The following is a 25,115-nucleotide window of genomic DNA, read 5'->3' as shown; positions in this document are numbered from 1 at the left end:
ATGAACTTCGATCTCCAAGGATTCGGCCCGGCCCTCGCTGCCGGCATGCTGATGACGATCCAACTGGCGCTGTCAGCCTTGTGCCTGGGCCTCGTCCTGGGCCTGCTCGGCGCGCTGGCCAAGACCTCACCGAACCGGGCCCTGCAATGGCTCGGCGGCACCTACTCGACGCTGGTGCGCGGCATTCCCGAGTTGCTCTGGGTATTGCTGATCTACTTTGGCACCGTCAGCTCGATGCGCGCCATCGGCCATTTTTTCGGCATCCCCAACCTGTCGCTCAGCGCCTTTACCGCCGGTGTGATCGCGCTGGGCCTGTGTTTCGGCGCGTACGCCACGGAAGTGTTTCGCGGCGCCATGCTGTCGATCCCCAAAGGGCATCGCGAGGCAGGTTTGGCGCTGGGCCTGTCACGCTCGCGCATCTTCATCAAACTGGTGATGCCGCAGATGTGGCGAATCGCGCTGCCGGGGCTGGGCAACCTGTTCATGATTCTGATGAAAGACACCGCGCTGGTGTCGGTGATCGGGCTTGAAGAAGTCATGCGTCACGCGCAGATCGCCGTCACCACCACCAAGCAGCCGTTTACCTTTTATATGGTCGCAGCGTTCATGTACCTGGGCATGACGGCCATCTCGATGATCGGCTTGGCGTGGCTTGAGCGACGTGCATCGGTCGGGTTCGTAAGGAGTGCGTCATGAGTTGGGAGTTCGTCCTCAAATGGCTGCCAAAGCTGCTGCAGGGCGCGACCCTGACGCTGGAGCTGGTGGCCATCGCGGTGGTAGCCGGGTTGATTCTGGCAATCCCCATGGGCATTGCCCGCGCCTCGCGTAACAGCTTCGTCCGCGCCCTGCCCTACGCCTACATATTCTTCTTCCGTGGCACGCCGCTGCTGGTGCAACTGTTTCTGGTCTACTACGGCCTGGCCCAATTCGACGCCGTGACCAAAAGCGCCGTGTGGCCCTACCTGCGCGAACCGTTCTTCTGTGCCGCGCTGACCATGACCCTGCACACCACCGCGTACATCGCCGAGATCCTGCGCGGCGCGATTCAGGCCGTCCCCGCAGGCGAAATCGAAGCCGCCCGCGCACTGGGCATGTCCCGAGGCAAGGCGCTGCTCTACATCATCCTGCCCCGCGCCGCCCGCATCGGCCTGCCCGCCTACAGCAACGAAGTCATCCTGATGCTCAAGGCCAGCGCCCTGGCGAGCACCGTGACGCTGCTCGACATCACCGGCATGGCCCGCACCATCAACGCCCGCACCTACATGCCGGAGCAGACCTTCTTCATCGCGGGGATGATCTATCTGGTGATGTCGTTCGTGCTGGTTCAAGGCTTCAAGCTGCTGGAGCGCTACCTGCGCGTGGATGCCAGCCAAGGGCGCTGACAGGTCAGTCTGACTCAACGGCCGCTCTCACACCCCCGAAACCCTGTGGGAGCAAGCTGGCTCGCGAAGACTGACGCCCACAGGCCGCAAAACCCGTAAGCTTCACTCCACGCCCTGACACCACCGCCCAGCCCATGCCCCCCCACACCGACGACCTCCACGCCCGCTTCCTCGCGCTCGATGCCTTCCTGCTCGCGCACCAGCACCTGTGGAAGCCCAGGCCCTTCACCCATCGCCACCTGCCCTGGGAAGCGCAACACCCCGAGTTATCCACATGGCTACGCCAACGCTCGCTGGAACAGGCCGAAACAGCCCACAACCATCCCGAACGGCTCGACGCGCCACAGCCCTTCGTCGAAATCGCCAACCAGTCCAAGGCACTGAGTGAAGTCGACGCCCTGCCGACTCACCCCCTCAACGCCGTCTCCTCACGCCTGAGCGTCGACGTCCCGGGCCGCAAATGGCAGCAGATCGAAGCCTTCGCCAAAAGCCTGAGCTTTCGCAGCACGCCCACCCACTGGCTCGACTGGTGCGCCGGCAAAGGCCATCTCGGCAGGCGCCTGGCCCACGGTGGCCAAGCCCTCACCTGCCTTGAATACGACGAACAACTGGTTCAGGCAGGTCAGCAACTCAGCGCCAAACTGGGCATTCACGCCATGCACCTGCACCAGAACGTCATGGCCGCCGACGCCGCAAGCAGGCTCGCATCACACCAAACCCCTGTCGCCCTGCATGCCTGCGGCGACCTTCACGTGCGCCTCATGCAACTGGCCAGCGACGCCCGCTGCCAACACATGGCCATCGCCCCCTGCTGCTACAACCGCATCGACAGCCACCAGTACCAGCCGCTGTCCGCCGAAGGCCTGGCATCAAGGCTCACGCTGTCCCTCGACGACCTTGGCCTACCGCTCAGCGAAACCGTCACCGCAGGCGCCCGCGTTCGGCGCCAGCGCGACACCTCCATGGCCCGCCGCCTGGCGTTCGACCTGCTGCAACGCCAACTGCGCGGCATCGACGACTACCTGCCCACCCCATCGCTGCCCAGCGCCTGGCTCGACAAGCCCTTCGCCGACTACTGCCGCGACCTCGCCGAACTCAAACACCTGCCCGCGCCAACCGACAGCAACTGGCCCGAACTCGAAGCAGCCGGCTGGCAACGCCTGGCCCAAGTGCGCAACCTCGAACTGGTCCGCAACCTCTTCCGCCGCCCCCTCGAACTCTGGCTCATCCTCGACCGCGCCCTCTATCTGCAACAGCGCAATTACGACGTCCGCATCGGCACCTTCTGCGACAGCCACATCACCCCAAGAAATCTGCTCATCCTCGCCGAACTCAAACCCCATAATTCGGGCGTACTGCCCTGTGGATAACTCTGTTGACTAAATTCCGAAGAACACACATAAACCCTGCTTTCCACAGGATTCTGATCAGTGGTTATTTTTTAACCATCCGTTAAATTTTCGAAAAAACAGTAGCTTGCGAACGATTAATAACGATTCCACAAAGCCAGCGCTCCGCCACCCCGATTTGGCGCAATTGTGAATAACGGTATTTGCACCGCGCCAGAAACCCTGCAAAAAAACTGAAATTAGGGCTTTACTCGACCGATCAAATCCCTATAATCAGCGCCCACAACGCCGGTATAGCTCAGTTGGTAGAGCAACTGACTTGTAATCAGTAGGTCCCGGGTTCGACTCCTGGTGCCGGCACCATACGCAGTAAGACTTAGGCCAACCTTCGGGTTGGCCTTTGTCGTTTCTGAGTCAGACTAAAACACGAAACTGACACGCTAAGCGTCTTGCTTGGTGGCCCTCTTGGTTTTTGGCGAAGCCCCTTTACCCCGCTTCGTCAAAAACTCACTGAGTAGGTCCAAGGGTTCGACCCCGAGAGCTTCTGCGAACTCGACCAGCTCAACAACGTCTAGGCGACGCTCTCCACGCTCACATTTGGAAACGAACGTCTGCGTGTTTCCCAACCGATTTGCAAGGTCCACCTGAGAGACGCCCACCCTCCCCCTATACTCACGTAATACGGCGAGCAGGAGCTGATAATCAGAATTGTGGGTCGAGTTAGCCATGAACACAGTAACCAAGGATTCACGGCACGGTAAAGTCCATTTCGGGATAGTCCAAAATTGACTATTTTAAGCCGTGGATATTAATGGAATTCAGAAATGCGACTCAAATGCCTTCTTCTCGCAGCAGCCTTTTTCACGCCAGCGCTCGCTGTGGCAGAGTCAAGCCAGACTCAGAAAGACTTCATCACTTATCTGGTGAAAAGCGGCAGAGAACCGAAGGTGAAAGACGCGACGTGGATGACTGACTCAAATCTATACGCGGGAGTGTTTGACGACCGCTCAAGACGAGATGGCTTTGCAGACTACATCCGCTCTGTTGCAGGAGACCATGGCGTAAGCCCCGAGCTCGCCAAGATTATCGACATCGTGAAGCTGGTGCGCACCGGGAAGTTTGTCGAAATTGGTAAATCTGTCTGCAAATAGCGAGACAAGCGCAATGATTGGTTAAATAATAAACAAATCAGCGGAACTCAACGGGTCGCCCGTTCAATTTACCATCATTGCCTGCTAGACCATCGCCGAACTGGACCACGGCTACCCCGACTATCAATGCGTCTGGCACTCAATAGCTATTAATCCAGCTCTTCGGAAGTTTTAGAAATCTTCATCCTCGCTGGGCAGGTCGTCATAGGTGCCTAGATCTAGGCCCAGTTTCAGCTGAGCGACCAATGCCTCCATACTCTTCTTCGAATAGGGACCGTTGGCCGTAAGTCTGATAGTCGTAGACCGCGAAACACGAATATTCGCTATCTCCTCGCCGACGACTTGCGGAAGATAAGCGGTCGGCCTCTCAACTGACGCCGCTACATTAGGGCTCCGAGGGAGGTCACTGACCGGAGAATCGACCTCTTCCTCGTCAATGATCTCATCTTCAAAAATCGAGTCTAGGCTCTCGCTCGAAGAGTCGTTAGCGCCAAGTTTTGCATAGCTGACCACCTCTTTGTATATCTTAATTAAGTCTAAGGCAGCAGCAGGGATGAATAATTTTTCGACCCTGAGATAATGAGCTACCGTATCTGTGGATGGCAAATTCAAGCCGTACCGCTCCCAAAGATCTCTTAGGATGGCGGGATTCAATGCAGCCTTCTTTATGGCTTCGTCTCGCTCAGGGGACACGAGCCTGTCATCTTGAGCTATCGACAAACCTAGCTGGCTCAAACGTACCTTACGATCGACTCCGACGCCTTTATCATCCATCAATCCATAAGATTTTAAGGCCGATATTGTCACCAACCCTCCACTACTCTTCGGACCGTATTTCCAGTGTCCGACGGCAGTGGCGACCACGGTCTCATGCCTATCCTCTGCGCGATAAAAAGCTTTGGCCCTGGCGAGGGCGGTTTCCAGCGTGATTCCTGGATATGAAGGACTTCTTTGCTTAGCCATATTAAGGCTCCAATACGGTTTTCGAGCCGCTCAATCTACCGTATCTAAGAGACCCGGGCAAGACTTGGCATTCTCCAATACTCAGAACCGAAAAGCTATTCTTGACAACCCGCATCTCGGCTTATAAACTCCGAAACAAGATACGAGAAACCTCAGATTTCAGATACAAAAAAACCTCCGGGGAACCGGATTCTGATCTTGAATGGTTGAGAGTCATGGAGAACCGGTCAAGCGCCAACTTGACCGGCTTGTAAAAGACAACTGAATGGGCTCCAGATGTCTCTCGCGATGCTTTTGGGAAAGCTTCGTAATAGTAGTGGTGTTTAGCTTCTGTTGCAAGGCTGCGAGTTTTGTGTTCGAGCCCCTAAATGTAGGGGAATAGACATGTCATACAAAGACCTGTCCGACCAAGACAACGGCTGTGAGGTCATCTATCGGATGACCATCCGCACCAAGTCTGGGAAAGTGATCCGTCGGGCCAACGGCCAGCCGTTTCGCATCGTAATTCGTCGTAAACCGTAATAAAGGGCCTTGGCATCTTAGATGCCAAGGCCCTTTCAGTGCTAAGGGCAAGGATATGTCGAATCGAAATGAGGTACAGGACTGGGTTACCGCAGCACTAATGAGCTATGCGGGTAGGGCCTCATTGACGCAGCCCCACTGATTTTTCTCCATTAAGTCGAGATAAATCAGCCACGTAAGCGCTTTTCAGCACACCGATTCAAATCATGGCACAGCAGCAAGCGCCCGACTTGTAATCAGTAGGTCCCGGGTTCGACTCCTGGTGCCGGTACCATACAAGGTTCCAGAGAAGGCACCTCAGTTTTTTCGAGACCAGACCTTGTAGAGCAAGAAAGCCGCGATTAAAGCGGTACAGCCGATCGCTAGGCCTATTTGTTCAAACGTAAACCGACTTGGACGCCAAGCATCGCCAAGGCTGAACGTGCCCAGCGCAACCAATACGAGGATGGGAACAAATATTTTCCACGACATCAGAAATCCTATTCAATGCACGCTCCAGGCAAGACCATTCCCGCCGGGCTTGGTAGACCATGTCTGTGGATTCTGGTTTCCAACGAACGCAAAAAAAACCACCGGAGTGGGCTTTTCTGTGGGGGTCGATTGAACAGAACACCCCTTTTGAGAAAACCAGTTTTACTGCGCTCGACCTTGAACCAGTTCCAACGCGTCTCGATATAAGAACGGAACCCAATAGGTAATTCCATCCTTTTCAGTGCGAGTTTCAAAAAAACCAGTAGCCACTAATTTATCGGCAGTTAGTTGAGCCTGCTCTAAACTTTCGTCCCAAGTTTTTGCCAAGTTAACAATTGCTTGTTCTGTTTTACCGCCCTTCAATAGATCTGTATATTTTTTCAGCTCAGGATATTCAGCACACAATGTCTGCTCATACCTTACTTTGGACACGATAGCCAATGACGCTTTGAACACAGATCGTTCAAACAAATTTTTAGACTCAGGTTCAACGCCGCCTTGTTCAAGCTTTCTGATCTGAGTATTAATTAAAGACTCTAACATATGGATAACCTCGCGTGGCGCCGTTTGCTCGGTACCATCTTGTACTCGAGAAACCATCCAATCAAACGATTTTGGGTTTTTCCCTGTATCAACCTTATCTGGAAAAATTAATTCAATCAGCGCTTCTTGCTTGGCAAGATCCGAAAGGATAGCGACTTTATCTAGCTGTAGATAATCAACTAGAGTTTGATTATTCACAAGCCTGTGAACCACAAGATTTAGGAGACCATCTCGATTCCATTCGATTGTGTCAGCCTTAATAACATGACTAGCTTCGCGGAAACCACCCTCCATTATCCGATTCCAAATATCTTTTCGAACAAAAATTTTAGCCTTTATATTATCCAGAGGCTTTAGATCGGAATAAACTTTGAAAAGAGCACGCAATGCAGATTTTTCGAGAGCAAAAGAGGATGAAAACGAAACATCGAGCCGATCAAAAAGAAGCCAAACCTTGAGAGACGCCTCCCCAAGACCTTCATTAGCAAATCTCAATAGGTCATTCACAGGGACACTAGACAGCTTAGCTTTAGGGTCAGTTTTTGCATATTTTGATTTCTTTGTGGCATTGGGCATTCCTGAATCAGAATCTAGCCCCAAGGTATACTCCACTTCAGTAGGCTCGTTCTCAGCGAAACTTTGTATATAGTTCTTCGCCCGATTGAACAGAGACTCCAAGGTGAAAGACTTAGGGAGAAGTCCGGCAGTCTCAAGCGACAAAACAAGTTTTGTTGCGATATCGCTCGCAGCACCGCTAGAGCGCAACTTTGTAGCAATCAGCTGTAGTAAATAGAGCTTCCACATATAAGAGAGCGCCACTTCATTATAGATGCCATCATCAAGAAGCGTTTGAAATACAGAAGCACCTAAAGGATTTTCAGCTGGTATTAATAGAATATTTTTAGCAGCAAAATCATCCGAGCTGTTCGACAGTAACGAATATAAGGCACTTTTACCCATTCCTTTAGCGCCATATATAACATCAATTTCCCCATTCTCTAGCTTTTCCCATTGAGCGGTTTTCACAAAATAATTGCCAAGCTCATTTTTTTCGTCTTCGGCGACCCTATGGCCTACTCTCAAAGACTTGAGAAGATCTTTTTTTGTCAGCATACCTGCTCCGAAACCGCTTCATAATAGATAAATACATGCGTAAATACCAAACCTGGAAGTTTTTTGCTAGATAAAATGAACCGTATTGACGCACAAGATAAAAAATCAGCTTTAATACCTTTTCGGCCACATGAGTGGCGCGCACGCGACGGGAACCAGCGAGTCGTGCGACGTAATAAAGGAAAGGTGGATCAAGCGGGCTAAGGCTTTACAGCACGTACCACGTAAAAAAACCTCTAACTCACTGATTTTACTTTTAAAGACAAGGTTCCGGGTTCGACTCTTGGTACCGCCACACTACTCAGCAAAAAGGCTCACTAAGCCGAGCCCTCCTCACCTCTAACCCCCCCCTCATCCAACAACCCCGTGCCATACGAGTTATCCACCACGCATAGCCATTTCTCTGCGACCTGTCGAAAGACATAAGTCGCCCGACGCGCGATGTCGATGTCCGTTCCGGTTTTGTCAGTGGCGTGCAGCAAGGTCTCCATGATGACAAGTGCTACATCGCCACCTGGGATGACGTGGATGTTCCTTGGGTGACGACGATGCTGTTGTTGAAGTGTTCGGCGATGGCGACGAAGGCTCGGCGGATGTTGGCTTTGCCGGTGACGGTGAGACCTGGTTTGACGACGAGGCTGGCGTCTTCAGCGTAGAAGTCCATGAGGGCGTCGTAGTCTTGCGCGGTGATGGCGCGGTCGGCGGATTCGATTGTGTGTTTGAGGGCTTGAGTGAGTGCGTCCATGGCTGTTTTCCTGTTTGGTTTGAGCGGTAGAAACGAGCATTTGCTTCTGAGGCGAGCAGTGTTTTGAAGTCCGTCAAACCACTGCATGCTGGCAGCGGGATAGGGACATCATCTGATCTTGTCGAAGTAATTTTTACCGATATGCCGCGTGATGTAGCTGTTCAGGCCTTGCCCTGCGTTGGCGAGTTTCTGCAATTGGGCTAGCGCTGCGGTTCCGGGTTTTTCTGTGTTGTAGAGGTAGAGGGATTGGTCGTGGAATTCGATGAGGATGGCGCCTTCGCGTATTTCGAAGGCGATGACGCCCGATTCGCCGCTGAGGTTTTTGTAGCGTTGCATGTCGTGTCCCTTGGGCTGAGTGCCGACAGACTCTAATTGGCAAATGTGTGCTTGTGAACCAATCACGATGTTTAAAAGGGCTGTTTAAAAAGACACATTCACGAACAAAAATGATGCAGATGTGTAGGACGTTTCTGAAATTTGTGGCTATCCTCGCCAGCGCGTTGCGGCTCTGTGGATCACGGCATACCCTTCTCCGCGTCGCTGATTTCAGCGACCGGTTTTGACAGGCCGACAACTCCCAAACGTAACGCGTCAATCGGCAACAGATCATGAATCTGTGCGCTGTAATGGCGGCTGTACGCGGGGCACACTCGTGTGCGCCAGTTTGGGTGGTTGCTGGTCTGTCAACCCACGTACAGCTGCCACCCATTCTGATTGACAGCAGAGGGGTGCCGGCTCCGCACACAAAAGGAACCCCCATGATCCGATCCACGCCACATCCCCCAACAGTCCCCGTCACAGAAGCCACCCCGTTCGGGGTCGACTTCGGCAACTGCCGTCTGTTCAACGTCCAGTCCGGTATCAGAGTCGATGATGCCCTGGTCCTTGTGTCCGAATTCCTGAACTGCGCCGCCGCCACCGCTTATGAGGCTGCAGATAACACCCCCACCGAGTTCCGCCCGTTGGCTCGATCAGTGGTGCATCAAATCGAAGCGGCCAAGGCGTTGGTGGAAGCCTCGATAGCAGGCCTCGCGATTCGAGGTAAGACTACGCCCTAAACGTGATATCGGGCCGCCTCGGCTACGGCGGCTCACCCCCGCGTCATCGCCTGATCGCTGCATTGCCAGTTCCATTGCGTCGCGAATGAATTCGCGCCTCCAGGGCATATGTTTGTCGGTTGATTTTTCGGGCGGTCTGCACCGGGTTAAAGCGAGCGCTATCTGCGCTAACAATCTAACGTCATTGCGGTTTCATCTAACCCGCAGGTTCCTTTATCGCCGCATGAACTTGCTACCTTCCCTTTGCGCATTAGCCGCTACCGTTCGTCCGGAAAAATTTCCTGCCCGTCATTAGTTGGAACTCAACAGGCAGCAAGAAACTCAAGTTAATAGCGACAAGCACTCATTGGGAATTACGACAGGTTTACGGACAATTTAACGCACATGGCACTGACGTTCTCATTTCCAGCAATGGACGCCTTTTCGACCGTCCCGAAATGCGCAGGCTCTGCGGCTTTAGCCAGCGTGGAGTGTCGAGTTTTGCAGTGGTTTTGTGCGAGGTCCGTGGAACTTTTTGTGAATGCCGTTTTTTCGAGATTGGAAGAGGTGACTGCTATCAAACAGTCTTTTAATCGCGAAAAAACTGTACCGATGACAGTTGTCGCGTGAAGTAGATGTTCAGATCACCACTGCGGTGAACACTAAGAGACGGACGTATCAAACCCGGCAAGACCGGATAGAACGACCACTTACAAAGGAAATCACCATGAGCTTTTTCAATAAAATCCTGTCCGCACTGGGTATTGGCCACGCTGAAGCGAGCACCCAAACACAAGCATCGCCTGATGCGTCCACCGCTGCGTCAACTGCGAGCGCGCCTTCCACCGCCAGTACCGCCGCTGCCGGATCTGCTGCTCCTGCCAGTGCTGAACAGATCAGTGCCAAGCTTGAATCCCTGGCAAAAGATCACCCGACGCTGAAACCTAAAGAGTCCATCGTTGACCTGCTGAAGGCGTTGAACCTGCCCGATGATTTTGCCAGCCGTAAGCAACTGGCCGGGGAAGTCGGTGTGAGCAGTTACGAGGGCACCGCAGAGCAGAACATTGAGCTGCACAAAGCGGTGCTGGCCAAGGCCGCCCAAGGCAGCGCAAGCGTCTAACGACTGCCGCGAGCAACCGCAACACCCAAGGAGCTGCGCCTGACTTCAGGCGCAGCACGCTAAATCAGGGAGCTTGACCCTAGGAGCATCACCCATGATCACCGATGACCGCCCCAACACAGTGGTGTATCCAGAGACTCATATGACCTCTGCGCCGCTGCTCAAACGTATTTCCTGGAGCGCTATCTTTGCGGGCGTAGCCCTTGCGATGGTGGTGTCCGTCATTCTGAACCTGCTGGGTACAGCGATTGGCTCTGCCAGCATCGACCCACTGCAGGAAGGTAACCCGCTCGATGGTCTGGGCAAAGGTACGGCCATCTGGGTCGTCGCCAGCGGCATCATTTCGCTGTTTATCGGCGGCTGGGTTTCAGGGCGTCTGGCTCAGCGCGAAGGCGGCCTGCATGGCTTGCTGGTGTGGGCGACCACTTCGCTGGTGACCTTGTATCTGGTGTCCAGTGCCGTGACGGGGATCGTCAGCAGCGGCCTGAATCTGGCAGGCAGCGGCCTGTCGGCGGTAGGCAGCGGCATCTCGCAGGTTGCGCCACGTCTGGGCGACACTGTGCAGGATCAACTGCGCAAACAAGGCATCGACTTCAATCTGGATGACATTCAGGGCGAACTCGAAACTGCGATGCGTCAGACCGGTAAACCCGAGTTGAACCCGGACACCGTGAAGCAGGAAGCCAAGGCCACCGGTCAGGATGCGAAGAACACTGCGCAGCGCAGTGCTCAGAATCCTCAAGCGGCTGATAACCAACTCAGCGGCTTGCTTGATCGCATCAAGGCCAAGGGCGACAAGGCTTGGGATGCGGCTGACCGCGAGGCGTTCGTGAACCTGATCAAGGCGCGCACCGGCAAAACCGATGCTGAAGCCAATCAGATGGTCGATCAGGCCCAACAGGCTTATCAGCAGGCATACGCCAAGTATCAAGAGCTCAAAGCCGACGCAGAGCGCAAAGCACGTGAAGCGGCCGATGTGGCGGCCAAACGCGTTTCCCAAGGCGCATGGTTGCTGCTGATCACGCTGGTGATCTCGGGCTTGGTGGCTGCGGGTGCAGGCGTGCTGGGCCGTCGTACTCAACCAGTGACAAAAGTTGCCACGACCGTATAACGGCAACTGCGATACAGAAAACGTCCCGCCTTGTGGGACGTTTTTTTTGCCTTCGATAACTGCTGCACGTCAGACAGGCGGTGATGCAGCTCTTCCGGTGCAGGCCGATACACCGATATACCGCCTAAACCTGCGAAGTGTCCGGCTACCTGCTACTTTCCTGGCACACCTATCGAGACTTCAATTTATGACCTGGCTGCGCGATGCAAAGTTGTCGACCAAACTGATTACGGCTTTCGGGCTTTGCGCACTTATCACGTTGGCCGTGGGGCTGTTGGGCGCCAGAGGCATTACACAGCTGTCGGAAAGTCTCAAATCGGTGTTTTCCAATAATCTGGTATCCGTGTCCAAGACTGCGGACACCAAAAGCAATGCGATTGCCCAGCAAAGAGACCTGTACTCCCTGATTGGTGCCCATATCTCAGACGCGCCGCAAAGTGTCAAAGATCAGATCCTGCAGAGCATTGCGAAGAATCGCGCGGACAGCGAAAAGGCGTTCGCCATCTACAGACAGACTCCATTGGCCGACGACGAACGCGCCGCCGGAGACAAAATGGAGAGCGACTGGCCGGCGTATCAAGCGCTGATCCAGAACGTGCTCGCGGCGTTGCAGGCAGGCGATGTCACCTCCGCACGGGCGCTGATGTCGGGAGATGTTCAACGGGCTTATCGCACTGTGCTGGACGAATTGTCGATCATGGTGGAGTCCAATAACCGGCAGATCGCCCAGGGCGGAAAGGACGCAGTGACGCTGGAACGCACGGCCAAGAGCACCCTCTACGTCGGTATCGCGCTGGCCTTCATTGCTGCACTGGCGCTGGGTTTTTTCATCAGCAGGCTTATCAGCCGGCCTATCGCGGTCGCGGTGGCCAGCGCGCAATTGATCGCCAAGGGCGACCTGACGCACACGGTCGGCAGCGCGGCACGCGACGAAACCGGGCAACTGTTGGGCGCGCTGGGCGACATGCAGGAAAGCCTCAGAGGCACCATTCGGCAAATTTCCGAAGCCTCCCATCAATTGGCCTCCGCCGCTGAAGAGCTCAATGCGGTGACCGCAGATGGCAGCCGTGGGCTGCTGCGTCAAAATGACGAAATTCAACAGGCGGCGACCGCTGTCACCGAAATGACCTCGGCAGTGGAAGAGGTTGCGCGTAATGCGATTTCCACGTCAGAGGCTTCGAAAGCGGCGAGTACCCAAGCCAGTAATGGGCTTGGGCAGGCCCGCGATGCAGTGACGGCGGTCAACAGTGCAACCACCGAAATTCAGGCATCGACCACGATTGTGGAAGACCTGGCTGTGCAGGTCAGGGACATCGGCAAGGTGCTGGACGTGATACGCGGGATTGCCGAGCAGACCAATCTACTGGCATTGAACGCTGCCATCGAGGCAGCGCGGGCAGGCGAGCAGGGTCGAGGCTTTGCCGTGGTCGCTGATGAGGTGCGCGCGTTGGCAGCAAGGACCCAGTCGTCTACGGGCGAGATAGAAAGCATGATCGGCGCGGTGCAGTCCAGGGCCGATCAAGCTGTGGTTGCCATGGAGAAGAGCCAGACGCTGGTCACCAATACCCAGTCGCTCGCGCAAGCGACCGGCGATGCGCTGGAATTGATCGCCGAAGGCATCGGCCAGATCAACGACCGCAACCTGGTGATCGCCAGTGCCTGCGAGGAACAGGCTCACGTGGCGCGTGAAGTGGACAGGAACCTGGTCAATATTCAGGATCTATCGACCCAAAGCACCACCGGTGCGAGCCAGACCACCGCTTCGACACAGGATCTCTCCCGCCTAGCACTGTCTTTCAATGATCTGGTGGGCCGTTTCCGGTTGTGAGCAAGGCAGGGCTGAGCTAAGGCTGCGCATCGCCATGATGTAGCAGCCTTCATTCGGCACTGCTTTTATCCAGCGTGCGCAATTTCGCCGGCAGCCCCCACAGCAACAGCCCCGCAGCGATCACGCTGGTTATGCCGATGACGTAGAGCGCGGGTGTGGTGCTGCCTGTCAGGTCCTTGATCCGGCCGACCATGATCGGGCTGACGATGCCGCCGAATTGGCCGAGGGTGTTGATCAAGGCGATCCCGCCCGCTGCACCGGCGCCCGCACCGGCCAGCAGTTTGGGTGGCAGGGTCCAGAAGGCCGGAATGGATGCGACGATACCGCCGCCGAGCATGGCCAACGACAGCACCAGCATGCTGATGTGTTGCGCGAAAATGCCTGCGCAGAAGAAGCCAATGGCGCCCAGTACGACAAGGCCGCAGACGAATTTGCGTCGCTCGCCGCTGGCATCGGATAAACGCCCCACGACGACCATGCTGACCGCGCCGCAGATGTAAGGGATTGCGGTGAGCAGCCCGATGACCACCGGGCTTTCGACGCCTGCGCTGCGAATCAGTTGAGGCGCCCAGAAGTTCAGGCCGTAGGACGCTACCTGGATCAGGAAATAGATGAAGCCGAGCATGAGAAAGCCGGGCATCTTCAGGGCTGTCAGCAGCGAGCCGTGGTTGTTCGGTTCGTGCTGGGCGATGCGGCTGGAAAGGTAGGTCTTCTCGGCGTCGGTCAGCCAGTGCGCGTCGGCGACGCGGTCCTTGAGCACCTTCAGCACCGCGACGCCCAGGGCGATGCAAGGCAGGCCGCCCAGCAGGAACAGCCAATGCCAGCCGCGCATCTGCATGACGCCGTCCATGTGGCCCAGCACCAGACCGGAGAACGGCGCGCCAAGCAGCCCGGCGAATGCGGAGGCAAGGAACAGGATCGAGGTGATACGCCCGCGGTAGGTTTGCGGAAACCACAGGGTCAGATAAAACAGCACACCCGGTGCGAAACCGGCCTCCATTGCGCCGATGATGAAGCGCAGTCCGTAGAACTGCCATTCGGCGTTGACGAAGACCATCAAGGATGTCGCGATGCCCCAGGAAATCATGATGCGGGCGATCCAGCGACGTGCGCCAACCTTGTACAGCATGATGTTGCTCGGCACTTCGAACAGCACGTAACCGATGACGAACAGGCTTGCGCCCAAGCCGTAGGCGGTGTCGCTCAAGCTCAGGTCGGTTTGCAGCTGGAACTTGGCGAAGCTGATGTTGATGCGGTCGAAGAAGGCGAACAGGTAGCAGACCATGATCAGCGGCATCAGGCGCCATGCGACTTTGCGGATCAGGGCTTTTTCGGCGCTCACCACCTCGGCGAGGCTGCTGTCCGGGTTCAGAACAGAGAGGGTCATTGCGGTCACTCCAGTGGGACGTCCCTGAGGGAGCCCTATTGTTTTTGTTGTCTGGACGAACACGCAGCAGTCCGTGTTCGTGCGGGTTTGCAGGCCTTTGCCTGCTTGCGATTACGGGGTGCCGGTGGATAAATCAGCCACTGACAGACCGCACTCGCGAGCAAGCTCACGCCCACAGGGTTCTTCGCTTCAGGCTTCAGCGGGGCAGGTTTTCCGGCGCCGGGTGCAGGTCGCAGTTGCGCCCGGCCTTGGCGAGCTGGCCCGGCATTTCATGACCGAGCAAAGCAGGCAGACGGCGCGACAGGTTGAGCAGGTGTGGCAAGTCGATGCCGGTCTCGATGCCCATCTCGTCGCACAGGTTCACCAGGTCCTCGGTGCAGATGTTTCCCGAAGCGCCGGGAGCGAACGGGCAGCCGCCGAGGCCGCCAAGCGAGGCATCGAAACGCCGCGCTCCAGCCTCATACGCTGCCAGCACGTTGCTCAAGCCCAAGCCCCGCGTGTTGTGGAAATGCAGCGTCAGCGCGCTAGCCGGAATACGCGCCAGAACACGCTGCACCAGGCCATGCACCTGACGCGGATTGGCCATGCCGGTGGTGTCGGCCAGGGTGATGCCCTGCATGCCCAGCTCCAGGTAGGCGTCGACAATTTGCAGCACGCGGTCTTCGTCGATCCGGCCTTCGAACGGGCAGCCAAAGGTGGTGGCAATCGTGCCGTTGAGGCTGAACGGGCTGCCTGAAACCAGTGAAACAATCTCCGCAAAGCCGCTCAGCGATTGCTCGCAACGCATGCGCATGTTCGCCAGATTGTGGGTCTGGCTGGCGGACATCACCAGGTTCAGCTCATCGGCGCACGCCTCCATTGCCCGCTGCGCGCCTTTGAGGTTGGGGATCAACGCCACGTAGATCACACCCGGCTGACGCTGGATGCCACGGAACACTTCATCGCCATCGCGCAGTGCCGGAATGGCTTTGGGTGAAACAAAAGAACCGGCTTCGATGCGGCTGAAGCCGGCCAGAGAAAGCTGGTTGATCAGGTCGATCTTGTCTGCGGTTTCGACCCAGGTCGGCTCGATCTGCAGGCCATCGCGTGGCGAGACTTCCTGGACGATCAGGCGCTGGGAAAAGTCGGTGATCATTGCACCACCCCATCTGTCTTGAGTTGCGCGATATCGACAGCGCTCAGGCCCAGATCGCCGAGTACGCTGTCGGTGTGCTGACCCAGCGCAGGCCCTTGCCAGTTCACCGAACCCGGCGTTTCCGACAGCTTGGGCACGATGCCCGGCATCTTCACGTGGGCGCCGCCGGGCAACTGTGCGTCGAGGATCATCTCGCGGGCCTGATAATGCGGGTCGGCCACGATGTCGGCGACGTTGTAGATGCGACCGGCCGGTACTTCGGCCTGCTCAAGCGCCTGCAGGACCTCTTCAATCGGCAGACTGGACGACCACGCGCTGATCGTGGCGTCGAGCATTTCGCTCTGCGCGGCGCGACCGTCGTTGTGCGCGAACTCCGACGCTTCGGCCAGATCCGGACGGCCAATGGTGGTCATCAGGCGCTTGAAAATCGGGTCGCTGTTACCGGCGATGACTACGTAGGCGCCATCGGCGGTCGGGTAAGTATTGGAGGGCGCGATCCCCGGCAGGGCCCCACCGCTGCGCTCGCGAACATGGCCGAGCATGTCGTACTCGGGCACCAGGCTTTCCATGACGTTGAACACGCTTTCAGCCAGAGAGACATCGACGACCTGACCATCGCCCTGCCCGGTCTTTACCCGCAGCAACGACATCAGCGCGCCCATTACGGCATGCATCGAGGCCAGCGAATCGCCGAGGCTGACGCCCACCCGGGCAGGCGGCGAGCCAGGCGTGCCGGTGGTGTAACGAATGCCACCCATGGCCTCGCCGATGGCACCAAAGCCGGGACGATCCTTGTACGGCCCGGACTGGCCGTAGCCCGAGATACGCACCAGCGTGAGTTTGGGGTTCAGGGCATGCAGGACATCCCAGCCAAGCCCGAGCTTTTCCAGCGCTCCGGGGCGCAGGTTTTCGATCAGCACATCGGCATTTTCAGCCAGGCGCTTAACGATTTCGATACCTTCGGGGGATTTGAGGTTCAGCGAAAGGGACTTCTTGTTGCGCGATTGCAGGTACCACCACAGCGACGTGCCTTCGTGCAGCTTTCGCCATTTACGAAGTGGATCACCCTGCCCCATGGACTCGATCTTGATCACCTCGGCGCCGAATTCGCCCATCAGGCGTGCAGCGAAAGGCGCTGCGATCAGTGTGCCGATTTCAATCACGCGCACACCGTTCAGGGGGCCTGTCATAACGGATACCTCAAGTATTTCTTGGAATTTGTGCCCAAGACTAGAGGACCGGTGTTGGGTAAATCCAACCGTATGTTGGCAACAGGCGTTCGCGAAACGCGAACGCTAGGGCTGCGGCTGTTTCAAGTGGTCGAACAGCAGCAGGCTGACGGGGGACAACGCAGCAGTGTCGCGCACCACCAGAATCAGCGTGCGTTGCGCCCAGGCATCACTCAACGAGATAGCCGTGAGCCCCAGCGGTGTGCCCAGCAAGTCGAACGCCTTGCGGGGCAACACGCCGATGCCCATGTTGGCCTGGACCATCCGGCACATGGCGTCGAAACCCGGCACATGAATGCGCACGCGCAGGAGTTTGCCTTGCGACCGAGCGGCCGTGTGCGTACGCATGTTGATAGAGCTGGCGGCGTGCAGGCCGATGTAATCGCTGCCCAGGGTATCCTCGAACGTCACTTCATTCAGGCAGGCAAGGGGATGGTCAGGACGCGTGACGACCACCAGCTCATCCTGCCGATAGGGAACGCTGTACAGGCCTTGAACGTCGGTGTCTTCAGAGCAGATGCCAATGTCAGCGACGCCGTCGATCAGCCCTTGCACCACGCCAGTGCTGGGCCTTTCTTCCAGATCGACCTTGACCCGTTCGTGGCGGGTGGTGAAGGCGTGCAGGTCTTCCGGAAGGAACTGAATGATTGCCGAGAGATTGGCCAGCATGCGCACATAACCGCGCATGCCTTGCAGGTGTTCATCGAGTTCAAGGCCCATCTTTTCCAGGTCGAACAACATGCGCCGGGCGTGATGCAGCAACGTTTCGCCTGCTGCCGTGAGCACCATGCCTTTGGCGTTGCGCACGAACAGGCCGATGCCCAGCGCGTCTTCCAGCTCCATCAGCCGCTTGCTTGCCGCTGACACGGCAATGGCCTCACGCGTCGCCGCGCGCGTCAGCGTGCCTTCTTCATGCACCGCGACAAAGAGCTTCAGGGTGATGAGGTCAAGGCGGCGGATGAGGTTCTTGTGCAGCATGGAAGTCTCTCGACCATAGGACGAGCGCAAGAATACACATAAAACTGCGGCGCACTGCGCAAGATAAATCGCGTCATCAAACCGAAATAAAATGTGCAGTGGATAGTTATCCGCAATTAAAAGCGGAGAAGCTGTTGAATAACTTAGTCTTTGTAGAATGCGTTATGAGTGCCGTGTAATTCAACAGCGAGTGCCAGCACCCGTTTTTTCCTTGGCGCGTCGAGACGATAAAACAACACCAGCAATCTGGCCTCGTCATCATCAACGCTATGAAAATACGCCGCCGGTAGGTTCAGTGCAGTTGCAATCTGTATGACAGTCAATGAGTTAGGCGTGTGCTTATCGTTTTCGTATTGATTCATCCGCGCGCTGGCGGAGGCGGGACCAATTCCTGACTCAATACCCAAACGCTCCTGAGACAAACCCGCTGTTGTCCGGGCCTCCTTCAATCTTTTACTAAAAACACTCATTTATTCGCCGCTAAAAGGCAGGAAGACTCTTAGAATTGTGTTGACCACATACTAAGACATACTTTGACTCGCGCTGAGATTGGCAGTGAGCCGTATGCGATACCCGCATTGGCTCTAGCCGCAATTTCCGTGGCAGTCCCAAGAGCTGAAAAGAGCGTCTCAGATGGCTATTGAAGCTCGCATCTTCCGCCTGAATTCCTCCCTCCATGCCAGTGCTAACGGCGAAGTGAATCCCTCGGCTGAAACTATTCAGCGTTGGCTGTCTGAGCTTAATGAGATGCAGGGACCGCTGAATCACCTGAATGCGGCAATGCAGCGCGTCGCGGATGTGAATATGGCGCTTACCCTGACGACACGCCTGTTCGAGGCAACTCATACCGAAAAGCTCGATGCTGATCAGGTCTGGTGTTTGCTCGATCCGTTATGGGAAAGGCTGGACCGAGCGATCGAGGATATGAAGCTGTCTCTGTGATAACACGTATGAGCGGGGGCACGTCGTTTACTTCGGCGGGCAGCGGTAATTCAGCCGGACGGTAGCCTGGCGGTTTTCCTCGCTTCACAAGCCTCAGGCGCAGCCTCAGACGCAGCCTTCCGCCGCTTGCAGACCCTTTTCAGTTCGCTGCCCTTCGAGTGCAGCGCAGGCAGCCTCCTACCGATCTCGCCCCGCCCCCTCCCCGATCCTGCGCCCATCTAGTAACGTATAGGCATTCCCGACGGGCCGTTGCCTTTGCACCAGGCGACAGCGACCCGCCTCCCGAAACACGAGAGAAGGCCCAAACGTGCACAAAGTCCGCTTGATCAAATATGTCTGGACTCACCAGACGCCCGAGATTTCCTCTGAGTGGTCGAAGCTTCTTTATGAGGTCGAGTTGCCGTTCGTGCCGTTTCACGGCTTGAATATCCAGCTGCCCATGCAGCGCTCCTGGAAGATCCGGGAAGTGGAATGGAACGTCGAGGAACAGACGTTCCGCTGCCACATCGAAGACCAGTTCATGAATCTGCTCGATGTCGATGACTCATACGAAGACTGGCTCGATACGCTGATGGAATGCGGCTGGGTGCTGAGTGGTCGCTACACCAACGAGCACAACAAGACCTGACTTGGCGCTTGCTGTGATCGGTCAACGCTTAGGACCGCCGCTGCGCCCTGCGACTCAAGGCAGCAGAATGACCTTGTCCGCGCTGCCTTGATTGACTTCAGCGTAGCGCTCGCGTCCGTGCGCCAAAGGTGATTCCACCAGCCCGGTTGGCAACGGCAGCGTACCTTGGTCGAACAGCTTGCCGAATTGTTCGAGCATACGGGCACAGGCTTGAACGCCATACAGCAGCGAGTTGATGCCTACCACCGAACCGCCTTTGCGATACAGCGCCAGCGTCGGCAATTGCACGTGACCGTCCACCGGCGCGGCAATAACAGCGATGCGACCGAAGGCTGCCAAGGCCTGAACCGAAGCAGGCAGCCAGAAACCGGTGGTGTCGAAAATCACATCCGCCCCACCCTCGAACACAGTACCTACTTGCGCCGCGAGCGTTTCAGGCTCGCCCAGCAGCATGGCGTTATAGCCTTGAGCCTGCAGCGCCTGGACGTGCTCTGGGCGACGCGCCGCCGCCAGTACCTGCGCACCGCGCACCTTGGCCAGCGCAATGGCCGCATTCCCGACCGCACCATTGGCGCCGATGACCAACAAGCGGGTATTGGCATCGACGAGACTGCGCTCCAGCGCGTCCCATGCCGTGGTGTAAGGCACCCCCAGGCTTGCGGCCTGCACGAAACTCAACGACCGGGGTTTGAGGGCAACGCCCTTGGCTGACAGAGCGATGTAACCGGCATGGGAGCCGTTGCGCGAGAAGCCGATCTGGTTGCCCGTGCCCCAGACCTCCTGACCGATCATCGCCTGCGGGCCTTCGACCACCACACCTGCAAAGTCGCGGCCCGGCACCCGTGGCAAGGTGGTGTAGGGAAACCGGCCAAGGACGTTCTTTACATCACTGGGGTTCAGGCCCGCCGCCTTGATCTGTACCAGCACCTCGCCTTGCGCAGGGACAGGCGTGGGCAGTTCGACGACTTCCAGCGCAGCCAGATCGCCGGTTCTGGAGAATTGCAGTGCTTTCATAGTGTTCATGTCCAGAGTTGAGCAGTGGAAATCATTCGGTTCAGGAAATCAGGTCGGCAAACAGCTGACGGCCAATCGGCCAGAGCTTTTCCCCGGCCTGCATCCCGAGCAGGCCGACCAACGCGACCAATGGCGGCGCAGGAGACCGGAAGTCGAGGGCGCCGTACAGCACACCCACGGCGATGCCGATTGCGAGTGAAATGAGGTAGCTCATGACTGACTCCGAGGGTCTGGCGACGTGCGTCGCGACAGCGGTTGGCGATAATCGGAGTTTAAGCAGCCGCGGCAGAGGTTACCGGCCAAGTGCTTCTGGATTTCGGACAGGCTGGCGCAACGGCGCAGCCGAACTACCGACAAGAACCTCAATTGGCCTGTTCGCCGACCGGGTATTGAGAGGGCGCCACGCCCAGCTCACGGCGAAACATGTCGCTGAAACTGCTGGGGGAATAGCCCAGACAGCGGGCGATGGTGCTGACCGGCACACCCTGAATGATCTCGGCCACGGCGGTCGCCAATTGCACCTGCCTGCGCCACTCGGCGAACCCCATGCCCAGCACGCTTTGAAATAGCCGCGAAAGGGTTCTGACACTAGCACCGGCATTCTCGGCGTGCTGCTCGAACGACACAGCGATAGACGGATCGACCATCACCGCCTGGCAGACGTTGATCAATCTGCGGTCGCTGTCGTCGGGCATTGGCACCTTGAGCAGCGAGCGCCTGGCGCGTTTGAGCTCCAGCAAGGCCAGACCGACCAGCGCGCTGTAGTACTCGGAATCCTTGTCTTGCTCGTTGACCAGATTGACGATCAGCTCACGCAGCAGGCGCGCGACTTCGAACACCTGAACGCCAGGTTCAAGCGTCTGCGCGAGCGCCGGGCGCAGATAGATATTGCGCATCTGCAGATCCGAAACCACGCGAATCCCATGGGGCACGCCCGGCGGCAACCAAACCGCGCGTTGCGGCGGCACCACCAGCGCCTCACTGGGCGTCTCGACCCACATCACCCCGGACACCGCATACAAGACCTGTCCCCAGTCATGCTCATGCGGCTCGATATACACACCACGCGGATACGTGCGCGAGACGCGCTGCACGGGAACGGAGGTATTGGAGAGGTCGGGTGGAGCGGCAAGGGCCATGCGGGGTGACCGGAGGGATCAGAAGTGAGCCATGTTAGCGGGATGCCTGGCGGTCCCGCCAGCGGTTGAAACCGACCCGTAGCCGAGCGCTATCCGTGTGGGGGTGATTCATTCGCGAGGCGCTGGTGCATCTGACAGATAGGTTGCGGCTGTACTGGCCCATCGCGAGCAAGCTCGCTTCCATAGGGAAGAGATGACGCTGGTAATTTCAGGGACGAGCGCAACATTGAAAGCCAGATACTAAAACGCCCGATCTCTCGATCGGGGCGTTTTTTGCAGCTTCAGCTCAATGGCCGCTCAACCTTAGAAAACGTTGATGGGGTAGTCGAGGAAGATACGGGTTTCGTTACCGCTGGAGTTGTACTGGTCGGCATTGTTCGAGACGCGCAGGAACGAGTTGCGCAGGCGCACGGACAGGTCTTTGGCCGGGCCGCTCTGAACGACGTAGGTCAGCTGGCTGAACCACTCGCGCTCTTCGCCACGGCCACGGTCGGAGCCGTCGTCGATGTTGTCGCCGCGCACGTACGCGACCTTGTAGCTCAGCCCTGGAGTGACCACGGTCGCCAGGTTCACGCCATAGCCCAGCTGCCAGGAGCGCTCGTCCTTGCCGTTGAAGTCTGACCAGTAGGAGTTGGCCAGGTAGATGGAGTTGCCACCATCGCTGGTGCCACCGTTATTGCGGTAACCGCCGTAGACGTAGCCGGTTTCACCGGTGCTGCGCTGATGCGCGAGGGTGAAGGAGTGAATGCCCACAGCCCAGGTCGCGGCCAGGCTCCAGATCTTGTTGTCACGCGCGTCGTCGACAGCAAAGTCCTTGTCCAGCTTGGTCTTGTAGCCGTTGAAGTCGAAGGTCAGCGACTGGTCTTTCGGCATTGCCCAGACATAGTTCAGGTTCAGGTACTGCTTTTTCAGCACGTCTTCGTCGTCAGAGGCATAGAACGCCGCGCTGAGCGCATCGGTGAACTTGTAGCTGGCGCCGTAGACATTGATGCTTTTCAGATCGCCACTGTCGCGGCCTTCGGCGCTCTTGCGCGTCTGGGCCGTGAAACGACCGGCCACCAGTTCCAGGTCCTTGATCTCTTTGGACGTGATCAGGGTGCCGGTGTAGGTTTCAGGCAGCAGGCGCGAGCTGTCATAGCTCAGGACCGGCAGCTGCGGCATCATGTCGCCGTATTTGAGTTCGGTGTTGGAGACGCGGAATTTGACCGCTGCGCCAAAACGCTGCAGATCGTCAGCCGCGTTGCCGCTGTCACCCTGCTTGAAGAAGTCGATACCGCCCGCGCCGCTTTTACCCTTGCCGCCGTCCAGACGCACAGCGTACAGACCAAAGGCGTCTACACCGACACCGACGGTGCCCTGGGTGTAACCGGACGAATAGTTGGCCATGAAAGCCTGACCCCATTCGGCGCGGTCTTGAGGGCCATTCTTGTAATCGCGATTGATGTAGGCGTTACGCAGATTAACCTTAAGGCTGCTGTCTTCAACAAAACCCTTTGAGTCCGCTTGCCCGTCGGCCATGACGTGGCTGGCGGCCAGAATGCCCATGGCGAGCATGCCAATACGCTGTTTCATTTTGTTGTCCTTGTTGGCAGATTAATCACGCGCTGTGGCAATACCAGACAGGTAATTACGTCCTCCGTGACGGATGAAAGTCCCGGAAGCCCGCACGAAATCATCGCAGTGGACTACTGATGCACGTACATGGCGCTTGGCCACAGGCAGGTGAGCCAGGAATGCTATCCCCGGCTCCGGTGGGTGTCAATTCGATGAATACCAGAAGGACCTATGAGATGGCCTGGCCGAACCTGGCGCAGGGGCACGCTTCAGCTGTTCAGGATACCGAGCAACGCCTCGATTTCAGCCTCGTTGATCAAGCCGCTGGGATAGCGCTGGTTAAGCATGGTGCGGTAGTCGGGAGCGCTTTTCTTTGGCGCATGGGTCATCCGTAACCAGTCCGCCATCATCTGCCGGGCTTCACTGCTGGCAGACAAATTTCGAGCCACACGCGCGTCATGACATGCGTTCATAGGGATAACCTCTTGGCGTTTGGCCTGCGAAATCTACGGCGCTTTTGTTACAGACGGACGAAAGCGGTAACCCTTTAGGTAACCCCACGCACCCTTGCAGCCGGTGAACGAGAAAACGCTACCCACAAAAAAGCCCATCTTCCGATGGGCTTGATCACAGCAAGAACCGAACCAACTCAGGACCGGTGGGGCGCCGGCTGTTGTTGCGTCAGGCAGTGGATATTACCGCCGCCCAGCAACAGCTCCCGGCCCGGCACCATGACGATTTCATGCTCGGGGAACAAACGCTGGAGGATCTGTCGCACCTGCTCGTCCAGCGGGTCGTCGAAACAAGGGGCGATGATCCCGCCGTTGACGATCAGGAAGTTCACGTACGAGCCGGCCAGACGCACCGAAGGGTTGCGTTCCTGACTGCCATGCACCTGATCAACGCCTGCGCATTCTTCCTCGGTGGCAAACAGCGGGCCGGGAATCGGCATTTTGTGCACGATGAACGGCCGGCCCTTGGCGTCGCGGGCGTTTTCCAGAACCCCCATCGCCGCCTGGCAACGCGGGAAGTTGGGGTCCTGGGGATCATCGGTCCAGGCCAGCAACACTTCGCCGGGGCGTACGTAGCAGCAGAAGTTATCCACATGGCCGTCGGTTTCGTCGTTGTACAGGCCATCCGGCAGCCAGATGATTTTTTCCACCGACAGATGATCACGCAGCACGGCCTCGATCTCTTCGCGAGACAAGTGCGGATTGCGGTTGCGATTGAGCAGACATTCCTCGGTGGTGATCAGCGTGCCTTCGCCGTCGACATGGATCGAGCCGCCTTCAAGGACGAAATCTTCAGCGACATAGCGTGGGCAACGCTCGATTTCCAGCACTTTGCTGGCCAACTGTTCGTCCAGGTTCCATGGCCAATACAGGCCCCCGTCGAAACCGCCCCAGGCGTTGAAGCCCCAATCCACGCCGCGCACTTCACCCTGGTCGTTGATGACGAACGTCGGGCCGGTGTCGCGCACCCAGGCGTCATCGTTGCTGATCTCGACGACGCGAATATTCGGCACGTCCAGACGAGCACGAGCGTTGTCGTACTGCGCGGCGGAAACGGCCACGGTCACTGGTTCGAAACGGGCAATAGCCCTGGCTACTGCCACGTGGGCGCTCTGCACCGGTTTGCCGCCCAGGCGCCAGTTGTCCGGTCGCTCCGGCCAGACCATCCAGGTCTGGGTCTGCGGTGCCCATTCGGCAGGCATGTGGAAGCCGTCGGTGCGTGGCGTGCTGGTGAGCGTGGTCATCTAACAGGACTCCAATAA

The 25,115-nt window shown here is 57.3% G+C and carries 26 protein-coding genes, 1 tRNA gene and 1 pseudogene; 12 read left to right on the top strand and 16 right to left on the bottom strand.

All coding sequences use genetic code 11. The features are described 5' to 3' along the window. From EC915_RS15225 to EC915_RS15210, 4 genes are all read left to right on the top strand, one after another. Positions 1–696, top strand: a complete 696-nt coding sequence (locus tag EC915_RS15225) for an ABC transporter permease (protein ID WP_133751357.1) — start codon at positions 1–3, stop codon at positions 694–696. After that, the gene (locus EC915_RS15220; protein ID WP_133751356.1) at positions 693–1,382 is read left to right on the top strand and encodes an ABC transporter permease; all 690 of its coding nucleotides are present in this window, start codon (positions 693–695) and stop codon (positions 1,380–1,382) included. Before EC915_RS15225 ends, EC915_RS15220 begins: the two co-directional genes overlap by 4 nt. A gap of 134 nt (positions 1,383–1,516) precedes the next feature. Further along, positions 1,517–2,752: a methyltransferase gene (locus EC915_RS15215; RefSeq protein ID WP_133751355.1), complete on the top strand. Its 1,236-nt coding sequence runs from the start codon at positions 1,517–1,519 to the stop codon at positions 2,750–2,752. Positions 2,753–3,018: 266 nt separating this feature from the next. Then, a tRNA-Thr gene (locus EC915_RS15210) sits at positions 3,019–3,094 on the top strand. Between the two features lie 77 nt (positions 3,095–3,171). Here the strand turns inward: EC915_RS15210 and EC915_RS15205 are convergent. Then, entirely contained in the window at positions 3,172–3,459 is a 288-nt protein-coding gene (locus EC915_RS15205) for a helix-turn-helix domain-containing protein (RefSeq protein WP_133751354.1), read from the bottom strand. Between the two features lie 96 nt (positions 3,460–3,555). Here EC915_RS15205 and EC915_RS15200 point away from each other — a divergent pair, with 96 nt between their 5' ends. Continuing rightward, entirely contained in the window at positions 3,556–3,882 is a 327-nt protein-coding gene (locus EC915_RS15200) for a hypothetical protein (RefSeq protein ID WP_133751353.1), read from the top strand. A 171-nt stretch (positions 3,883–4,053) separates the two neighbouring features. On the opposite strand, the gene EC915_RS15195 is transcribed toward EC915_RS15200, so the two are convergent. Then, positions 4,054–4,845, bottom strand: a complete 792-nt coding sequence (locus EC915_RS15195; RefSeq protein WP_133751352.1) for a hypothetical protein — start codon at positions 4,843–4,845, stop codon at positions 4,054–4,056. Between the two features lie 384 nt (positions 4,846–5,229). Here EC915_RS15195 and EC915_RS24840 point away from each other — a divergent pair, with 384 nt between their 5' ends. Then, entirely contained in the window at positions 5,230–5,367 is a 138-nt protein-coding gene (locus tag EC915_RS24840) for a hypothetical protein (RefSeq protein WP_166650997.1), read from the top strand. Positions 5,368–6,000: 633 nt separating this feature from the next. Here the strand turns inward: EC915_RS24840 and EC915_RS15190 are convergent. The 3 genes and pseudogenes from EC915_RS15190 to EC915_RS15180 all read right to left on the bottom strand — a co-directional run bounded on the left by EC915_RS15190 (position 6,001) and on the right by EC915_RS15180 (position 8,575). Next, positions 6,001–7,494 carry a P-loop ATPase, Sll1717 family gene (locus EC915_RS15190; protein WP_133751351.1) on the bottom strand — a complete coding sequence of 498 codons (1,494 nt, stop codon included), beginning with the start codon at positions 7,492–7,494 and terminating at the stop codon, positions 6,001–6,003. A gap of 317 nt (positions 7,495–7,811) precedes the next feature. Beyond that, positions 7,812–8,239, bottom strand: a pseudogene (locus EC915_RS15185) (SgcJ/EcaC family oxidoreductase). A 108-nt stretch (positions 8,240–8,347) separates the two neighbouring features. Beyond that, positions 8,348–8,575 carry a hypothetical protein gene (locus EC915_RS15180; protein ID WP_133751350.1) on the bottom strand — a complete coding sequence of 76 codons (228 nt, stop codon included), beginning with the start codon at positions 8,573–8,575 and terminating at the stop codon, positions 8,348–8,350. A 422-nt stretch (positions 8,576–8,997) separates the two neighbouring features. Between EC915_RS15180 and EC915_RS15175 the strand changes: the two genes are divergently transcribed. From EC915_RS15175 to EC915_RS15160, 4 genes are all read left to right on the top strand, one after another. Then, positions 8,998–9,297: a DUF6124 family protein gene (locus EC915_RS15175; protein ID WP_256658742.1), complete on the top strand. Its 300-nt coding sequence runs from the start codon at positions 8,998–9,000 to the stop codon at positions 9,295–9,297. 706 nt (positions 9,298–10,003) lie between these two features. Then, on the top strand, positions 10,004–10,396 hold the full coding sequence (locus tag EC915_RS15170) for a DUF3597 family protein (protein ID WP_133751349.1): 393 nt from the start codon (positions 10,004–10,006) through the stop codon (positions 10,394–10,396). A gap of 94 nt (positions 10,397–10,490) precedes the next feature. Beyond that, entirely contained in the window at positions 10,491–11,507 is a 1,017-nt protein-coding gene (locus tag EC915_RS15165) for a TIGR04086 family membrane protein (protein ID WP_133751348.1), read from the top strand. 187 nt (positions 11,508–11,694) lie between these two features. After that, on the top strand, positions 11,695–13,335 hold the full coding sequence (locus EC915_RS15160) for a methyl-accepting chemotaxis protein (RefSeq protein WP_133751347.1): 1,641 nt from the start codon (positions 11,695–11,697) through the stop codon (positions 13,333–13,335). Between the two features lie 49 nt (positions 13,336–13,384). On the opposite strand, the gene EC915_RS15155 is transcribed toward EC915_RS15160, so the two are convergent. The 5 genes from EC915_RS15155 to EC915_RS15135 all read right to left on the bottom strand — a co-directional run bounded on the left by EC915_RS15155 (position 13,385) and on the right by EC915_RS15135 (position 18,534). Further along, entirely contained in the window at positions 13,385–14,722 is a 1,338-nt protein-coding gene (locus EC915_RS15155) for an MFS transporter (protein WP_133751346.1), read from the bottom strand. 196 nt (positions 14,723–14,918) lie between these two features. After that, positions 14,919–15,857: a hydroxymethylglutaryl-CoA lyase gene (locus EC915_RS15150; RefSeq protein WP_133751345.1), complete on the bottom strand. Its 939-nt coding sequence runs from the start codon at positions 15,855–15,857 to the stop codon at positions 14,919–14,921. Further along, on the bottom strand, positions 15,854–17,047 hold the full coding sequence (locus EC915_RS15145) for a CaiB/BaiF CoA-transferase family protein (RefSeq protein WP_133751344.1): 1,194 nt from the start codon (positions 17,045–17,047) through the stop codon (positions 15,854–15,856). Before EC915_RS15145 ends, EC915_RS15150 begins: the two co-directional genes overlap by 4 nt. A 105-nt stretch (positions 17,048–17,152) precedes the next feature. Further along, positions 17,153–18,064 (bottom strand): LysR family transcriptional regulator, encoded by a 912-nt coding sequence (locus tag EC915_RS15140; protein WP_133751343.1) that lies wholly within the window; start codon positions 18,062–18,064, stop codon positions 17,153–17,155. A gap of 143 nt (positions 18,065–18,207) precedes the next feature. Next, positions 18,208–18,534 carry a helix-turn-helix domain-containing protein gene (locus EC915_RS15135; protein ID WP_133751342.1) on the bottom strand — a complete coding sequence of 109 codons (327 nt, stop codon included), beginning with the start codon at positions 18,532–18,534 and terminating at the stop codon, positions 18,208–18,210. Between the two features lie 163 nt (positions 18,535–18,697). Here EC915_RS15135 and EC915_RS15130 point away from each other — a divergent pair, with 163 nt between their 5' ends. Both EC915_RS15130 and EC915_RS15125 read left to right on the top strand, forming a co-directional pair. Continuing rightward, complete coding sequence (locus EC915_RS15130; RefSeq protein WP_133751341.1) at positions 18,698–19,006, top strand: hypothetical protein; 309 nt, start codon at positions 18,698–18,700, stop codon at positions 19,004–19,006. Between the two features lie 307 nt (positions 19,007–19,313). Then, positions 19,314–19,634 (top strand): hypothetical protein, encoded by a 321-nt coding sequence (locus EC915_RS15125; RefSeq protein WP_133751340.1) that lies wholly within the window; start codon positions 19,314–19,316, stop codon positions 19,632–19,634. A 54-nt stretch (positions 19,635–19,688) separates the two neighbouring features. Here EC915_RS15125 and EC915_RS15120 read toward each other — a convergent pair whose 3' ends face one another. From EC915_RS15120 to aguA, 6 genes are all read right to left on the bottom strand, one after another. Further along, on the bottom strand, positions 19,689–20,648 hold the full coding sequence (locus EC915_RS15120) for a zinc-binding alcohol dehydrogenase family protein (protein WP_133751339.1): 960 nt from the start codon (positions 20,646–20,648) through the stop codon (positions 19,689–19,691). Positions 20,649–20,688: 40 nt separating this feature from the next. Beyond that, the gene (locus tag EC915_RS15115; protein ID WP_133751338.1) at positions 20,689–20,862 is read right to left on the bottom strand and encodes a DUF1427 family protein; all 174 of its coding nucleotides are present in this window, start codon (positions 20,860–20,862) and stop codon (positions 20,689–20,691) included. A 148-nt stretch (positions 20,863–21,010) separates the two neighbouring features. Further along, the gene (locus tag EC915_RS15110; protein WP_133751337.1) at positions 21,011–21,787 is read right to left on the bottom strand and encodes a helix-turn-helix transcriptional regulator; all 777 of its coding nucleotides are present in this window, start codon (positions 21,785–21,787) and stop codon (positions 21,011–21,013) included. Positions 21,788–22,090: 303 nt separating this feature from the next. Next, a complete protein-coding gene (locus EC915_RS15105; RefSeq protein ID WP_133751336.1) occupies positions 22,091–23,359 on the bottom strand; it encodes an OprD family porin in 1,269 nt (422 codons plus the stop codon). Positions 23,360–23,610: 251 nt separating this feature from the next. Continuing rightward, a complete protein-coding gene (locus tag EC915_RS15100) occupies positions 23,611–23,790 on the bottom strand; it encodes a hypothetical protein (protein WP_256658741.1) in 180 nt (59 codons plus the stop codon). A gap of 200 nt (positions 23,791–23,990) precedes the next feature. Next, complete coding sequence (gene aguA / locus EC915_RS15095; protein ID WP_133751334.1) at positions 23,991–25,097, bottom strand: agmatine deiminase; 1,107 nt, start codon at positions 25,095–25,097, stop codon at positions 23,991–23,993. Between the last annotated feature and the right edge of the window lie 18 nt (positions 25,098–25,115).

The organism is Pseudomonas sp. LP_7_YM (genome assembly GCF_004364435.1).
Classification (GTDB): Bacteria; Pseudomonadota; Gammaproteobacteria; order Pseudomonadales; family Pseudomonadaceae; genus Aquipseudomonas.
This window is presented reverse-complemented; position numbering and strand designations above follow the sequence as displayed.

Bases quoted from the DNA above. Each gene is read 5' to 3' on its own strand.
- EC915_RS15225 (WP_133751357.1), top strand. From the start codon at position 1: ATGAACTTCGATCTCCAAGGATTCGGCCCGGCCCTCGCTGCCGGCATG.
- EC915_RS15220 (WP_133751356.1), top strand. From the start codon at position 693: ATGAGTTGGGAGTTCGTCCTCAAATGGCTGCCAAAGCTGCTGCAGGGC.
- EC915_RS15215 (WP_133751355.1), top strand. From the start codon at position 1,517: ATGCCCCCCCACACCGACGACCTCCACGCCCGCTTCCTCGCGCTCGAT.
- EC915_RS15205 (WP_133751354.1), bottom strand. From the start codon at position 3,459: ATGGCTAACTCGACCCACAATTCTGATTATCAGCTCCTGCTCGCCGTA.
- EC915_RS15200 (WP_133751353.1), top strand. From the start codon at position 3,556: ATGCGACTCAAATGCCTTCTTCTCGCAGCAGCCTTTTTCACGCCAGCG.
- EC915_RS15195 (WP_133751352.1), bottom strand. From the start codon at position 4,845: ATGGCTAAGCAAAGAAGTCCTTCATATCCAGGAATCACGCTGGAAACC.
- EC915_RS24840 (WP_166650997.1), top strand. From the start codon at position 5,230: ATGTCATACAAAGACCTGTCCGACCAAGACAACGGCTGTGAGGTCATC.
- EC915_RS15190 (WP_133751351.1), bottom strand. From the start codon at position 7,494: ATGCTGACAAAAAAAGATCTTCTCAAGTCTTTGAGAGTAGGCCATAGG.
- EC915_RS15180 (WP_133751350.1), bottom strand. From the start codon at position 8,575: ATGCAACGCTACAAAAACCTCAGCGGCGAATCGGGCGTCATCGCCTTC.
- EC915_RS15175 (WP_256658742.1), top strand. From the start codon at position 8,998: ATGATCCGATCCACGCCACATCCCCCAACAGTCCCCGTCACAGAAGCC.
- EC915_RS15170 (WP_133751349.1), top strand. From the start codon at position 10,004: ATGAGCTTTTTCAATAAAATCCTGTCCGCACTGGGTATTGGCCACGCT.
- EC915_RS15165 (WP_133751348.1), top strand. From the start codon at position 10,491: ATGATCACCGATGACCGCCCCAACACAGTGGTGTATCCAGAGACTCAT.
- EC915_RS15160 (WP_133751347.1), top strand. From the start codon at position 11,695: ATGACCTGGCTGCGCGATGCAAAGTTGTCGACCAAACTGATTACGGCT.
- EC915_RS15155 (WP_133751346.1), bottom strand. From the start codon at position 14,722: ATGACCCTCTCTGTTCTGAACCCGGACAGCAGCCTCGCCGAGGTGGTG.
- EC915_RS15150 (WP_133751345.1), bottom strand. From the start codon at position 15,857: ATGATCACCGACTTTTCCCAGCGCCTGATCGTCCAGGAAGTCTCGCCA.
- EC915_RS15145 (WP_133751344.1), bottom strand. From the start codon at position 17,047: ATGACAGGCCCCCTGAACGGTGTGCGCGTGATTGAAATCGGCACACTG.
- EC915_RS15140 (WP_133751343.1), bottom strand. From the start codon at position 18,064: ATGCTGCACAAGAACCTCATCCGCCGCCTTGACCTCATCACCCTGAAG.
- EC915_RS15135 (WP_133751342.1), bottom strand. From the start codon at position 18,534: ATGAGTGTTTTTAGTAAAAGATTGAAGGAGGCCCGGACAACAGCGGGT.
- EC915_RS15130 (WP_133751341.1), top strand. From the start codon at position 18,698: ATGGCTATTGAAGCTCGCATCTTCCGCCTGAATTCCTCCCTCCATGCC.
- EC915_RS15120 (WP_133751339.1), bottom strand. From the start codon at position 20,648: ATGAAAGCACTGCAATTCTCCAGAACCGGCGATCTGGCTGCGCTGGAA.
- EC915_RS15115 (WP_133751338.1), bottom strand. From the start codon at position 20,862: ATGAGCTACCTCATTTCACTCGCAATCGGCATCGCCGTGGGTGTGCTG.
- EC915_RS15110 (WP_133751337.1), bottom strand. From the start codon at position 21,787: ATGGCCCTTGCCGCTCCACCCGACCTCTCCAATACCTCCGTTCCCGTG.
- EC915_RS15105 (WP_133751336.1), bottom strand. From the start codon at position 23,359: ATGAAACAGCGTATTGGCATGCTCGCCATGGGCATTCTGGCCGCCAGC.
- aguA (WP_133751334.1), bottom strand. From the start codon at position 25,097: ATGACCACGCTCACCAGCACGCCACGCACCGACGGCTTCCACATGCCT.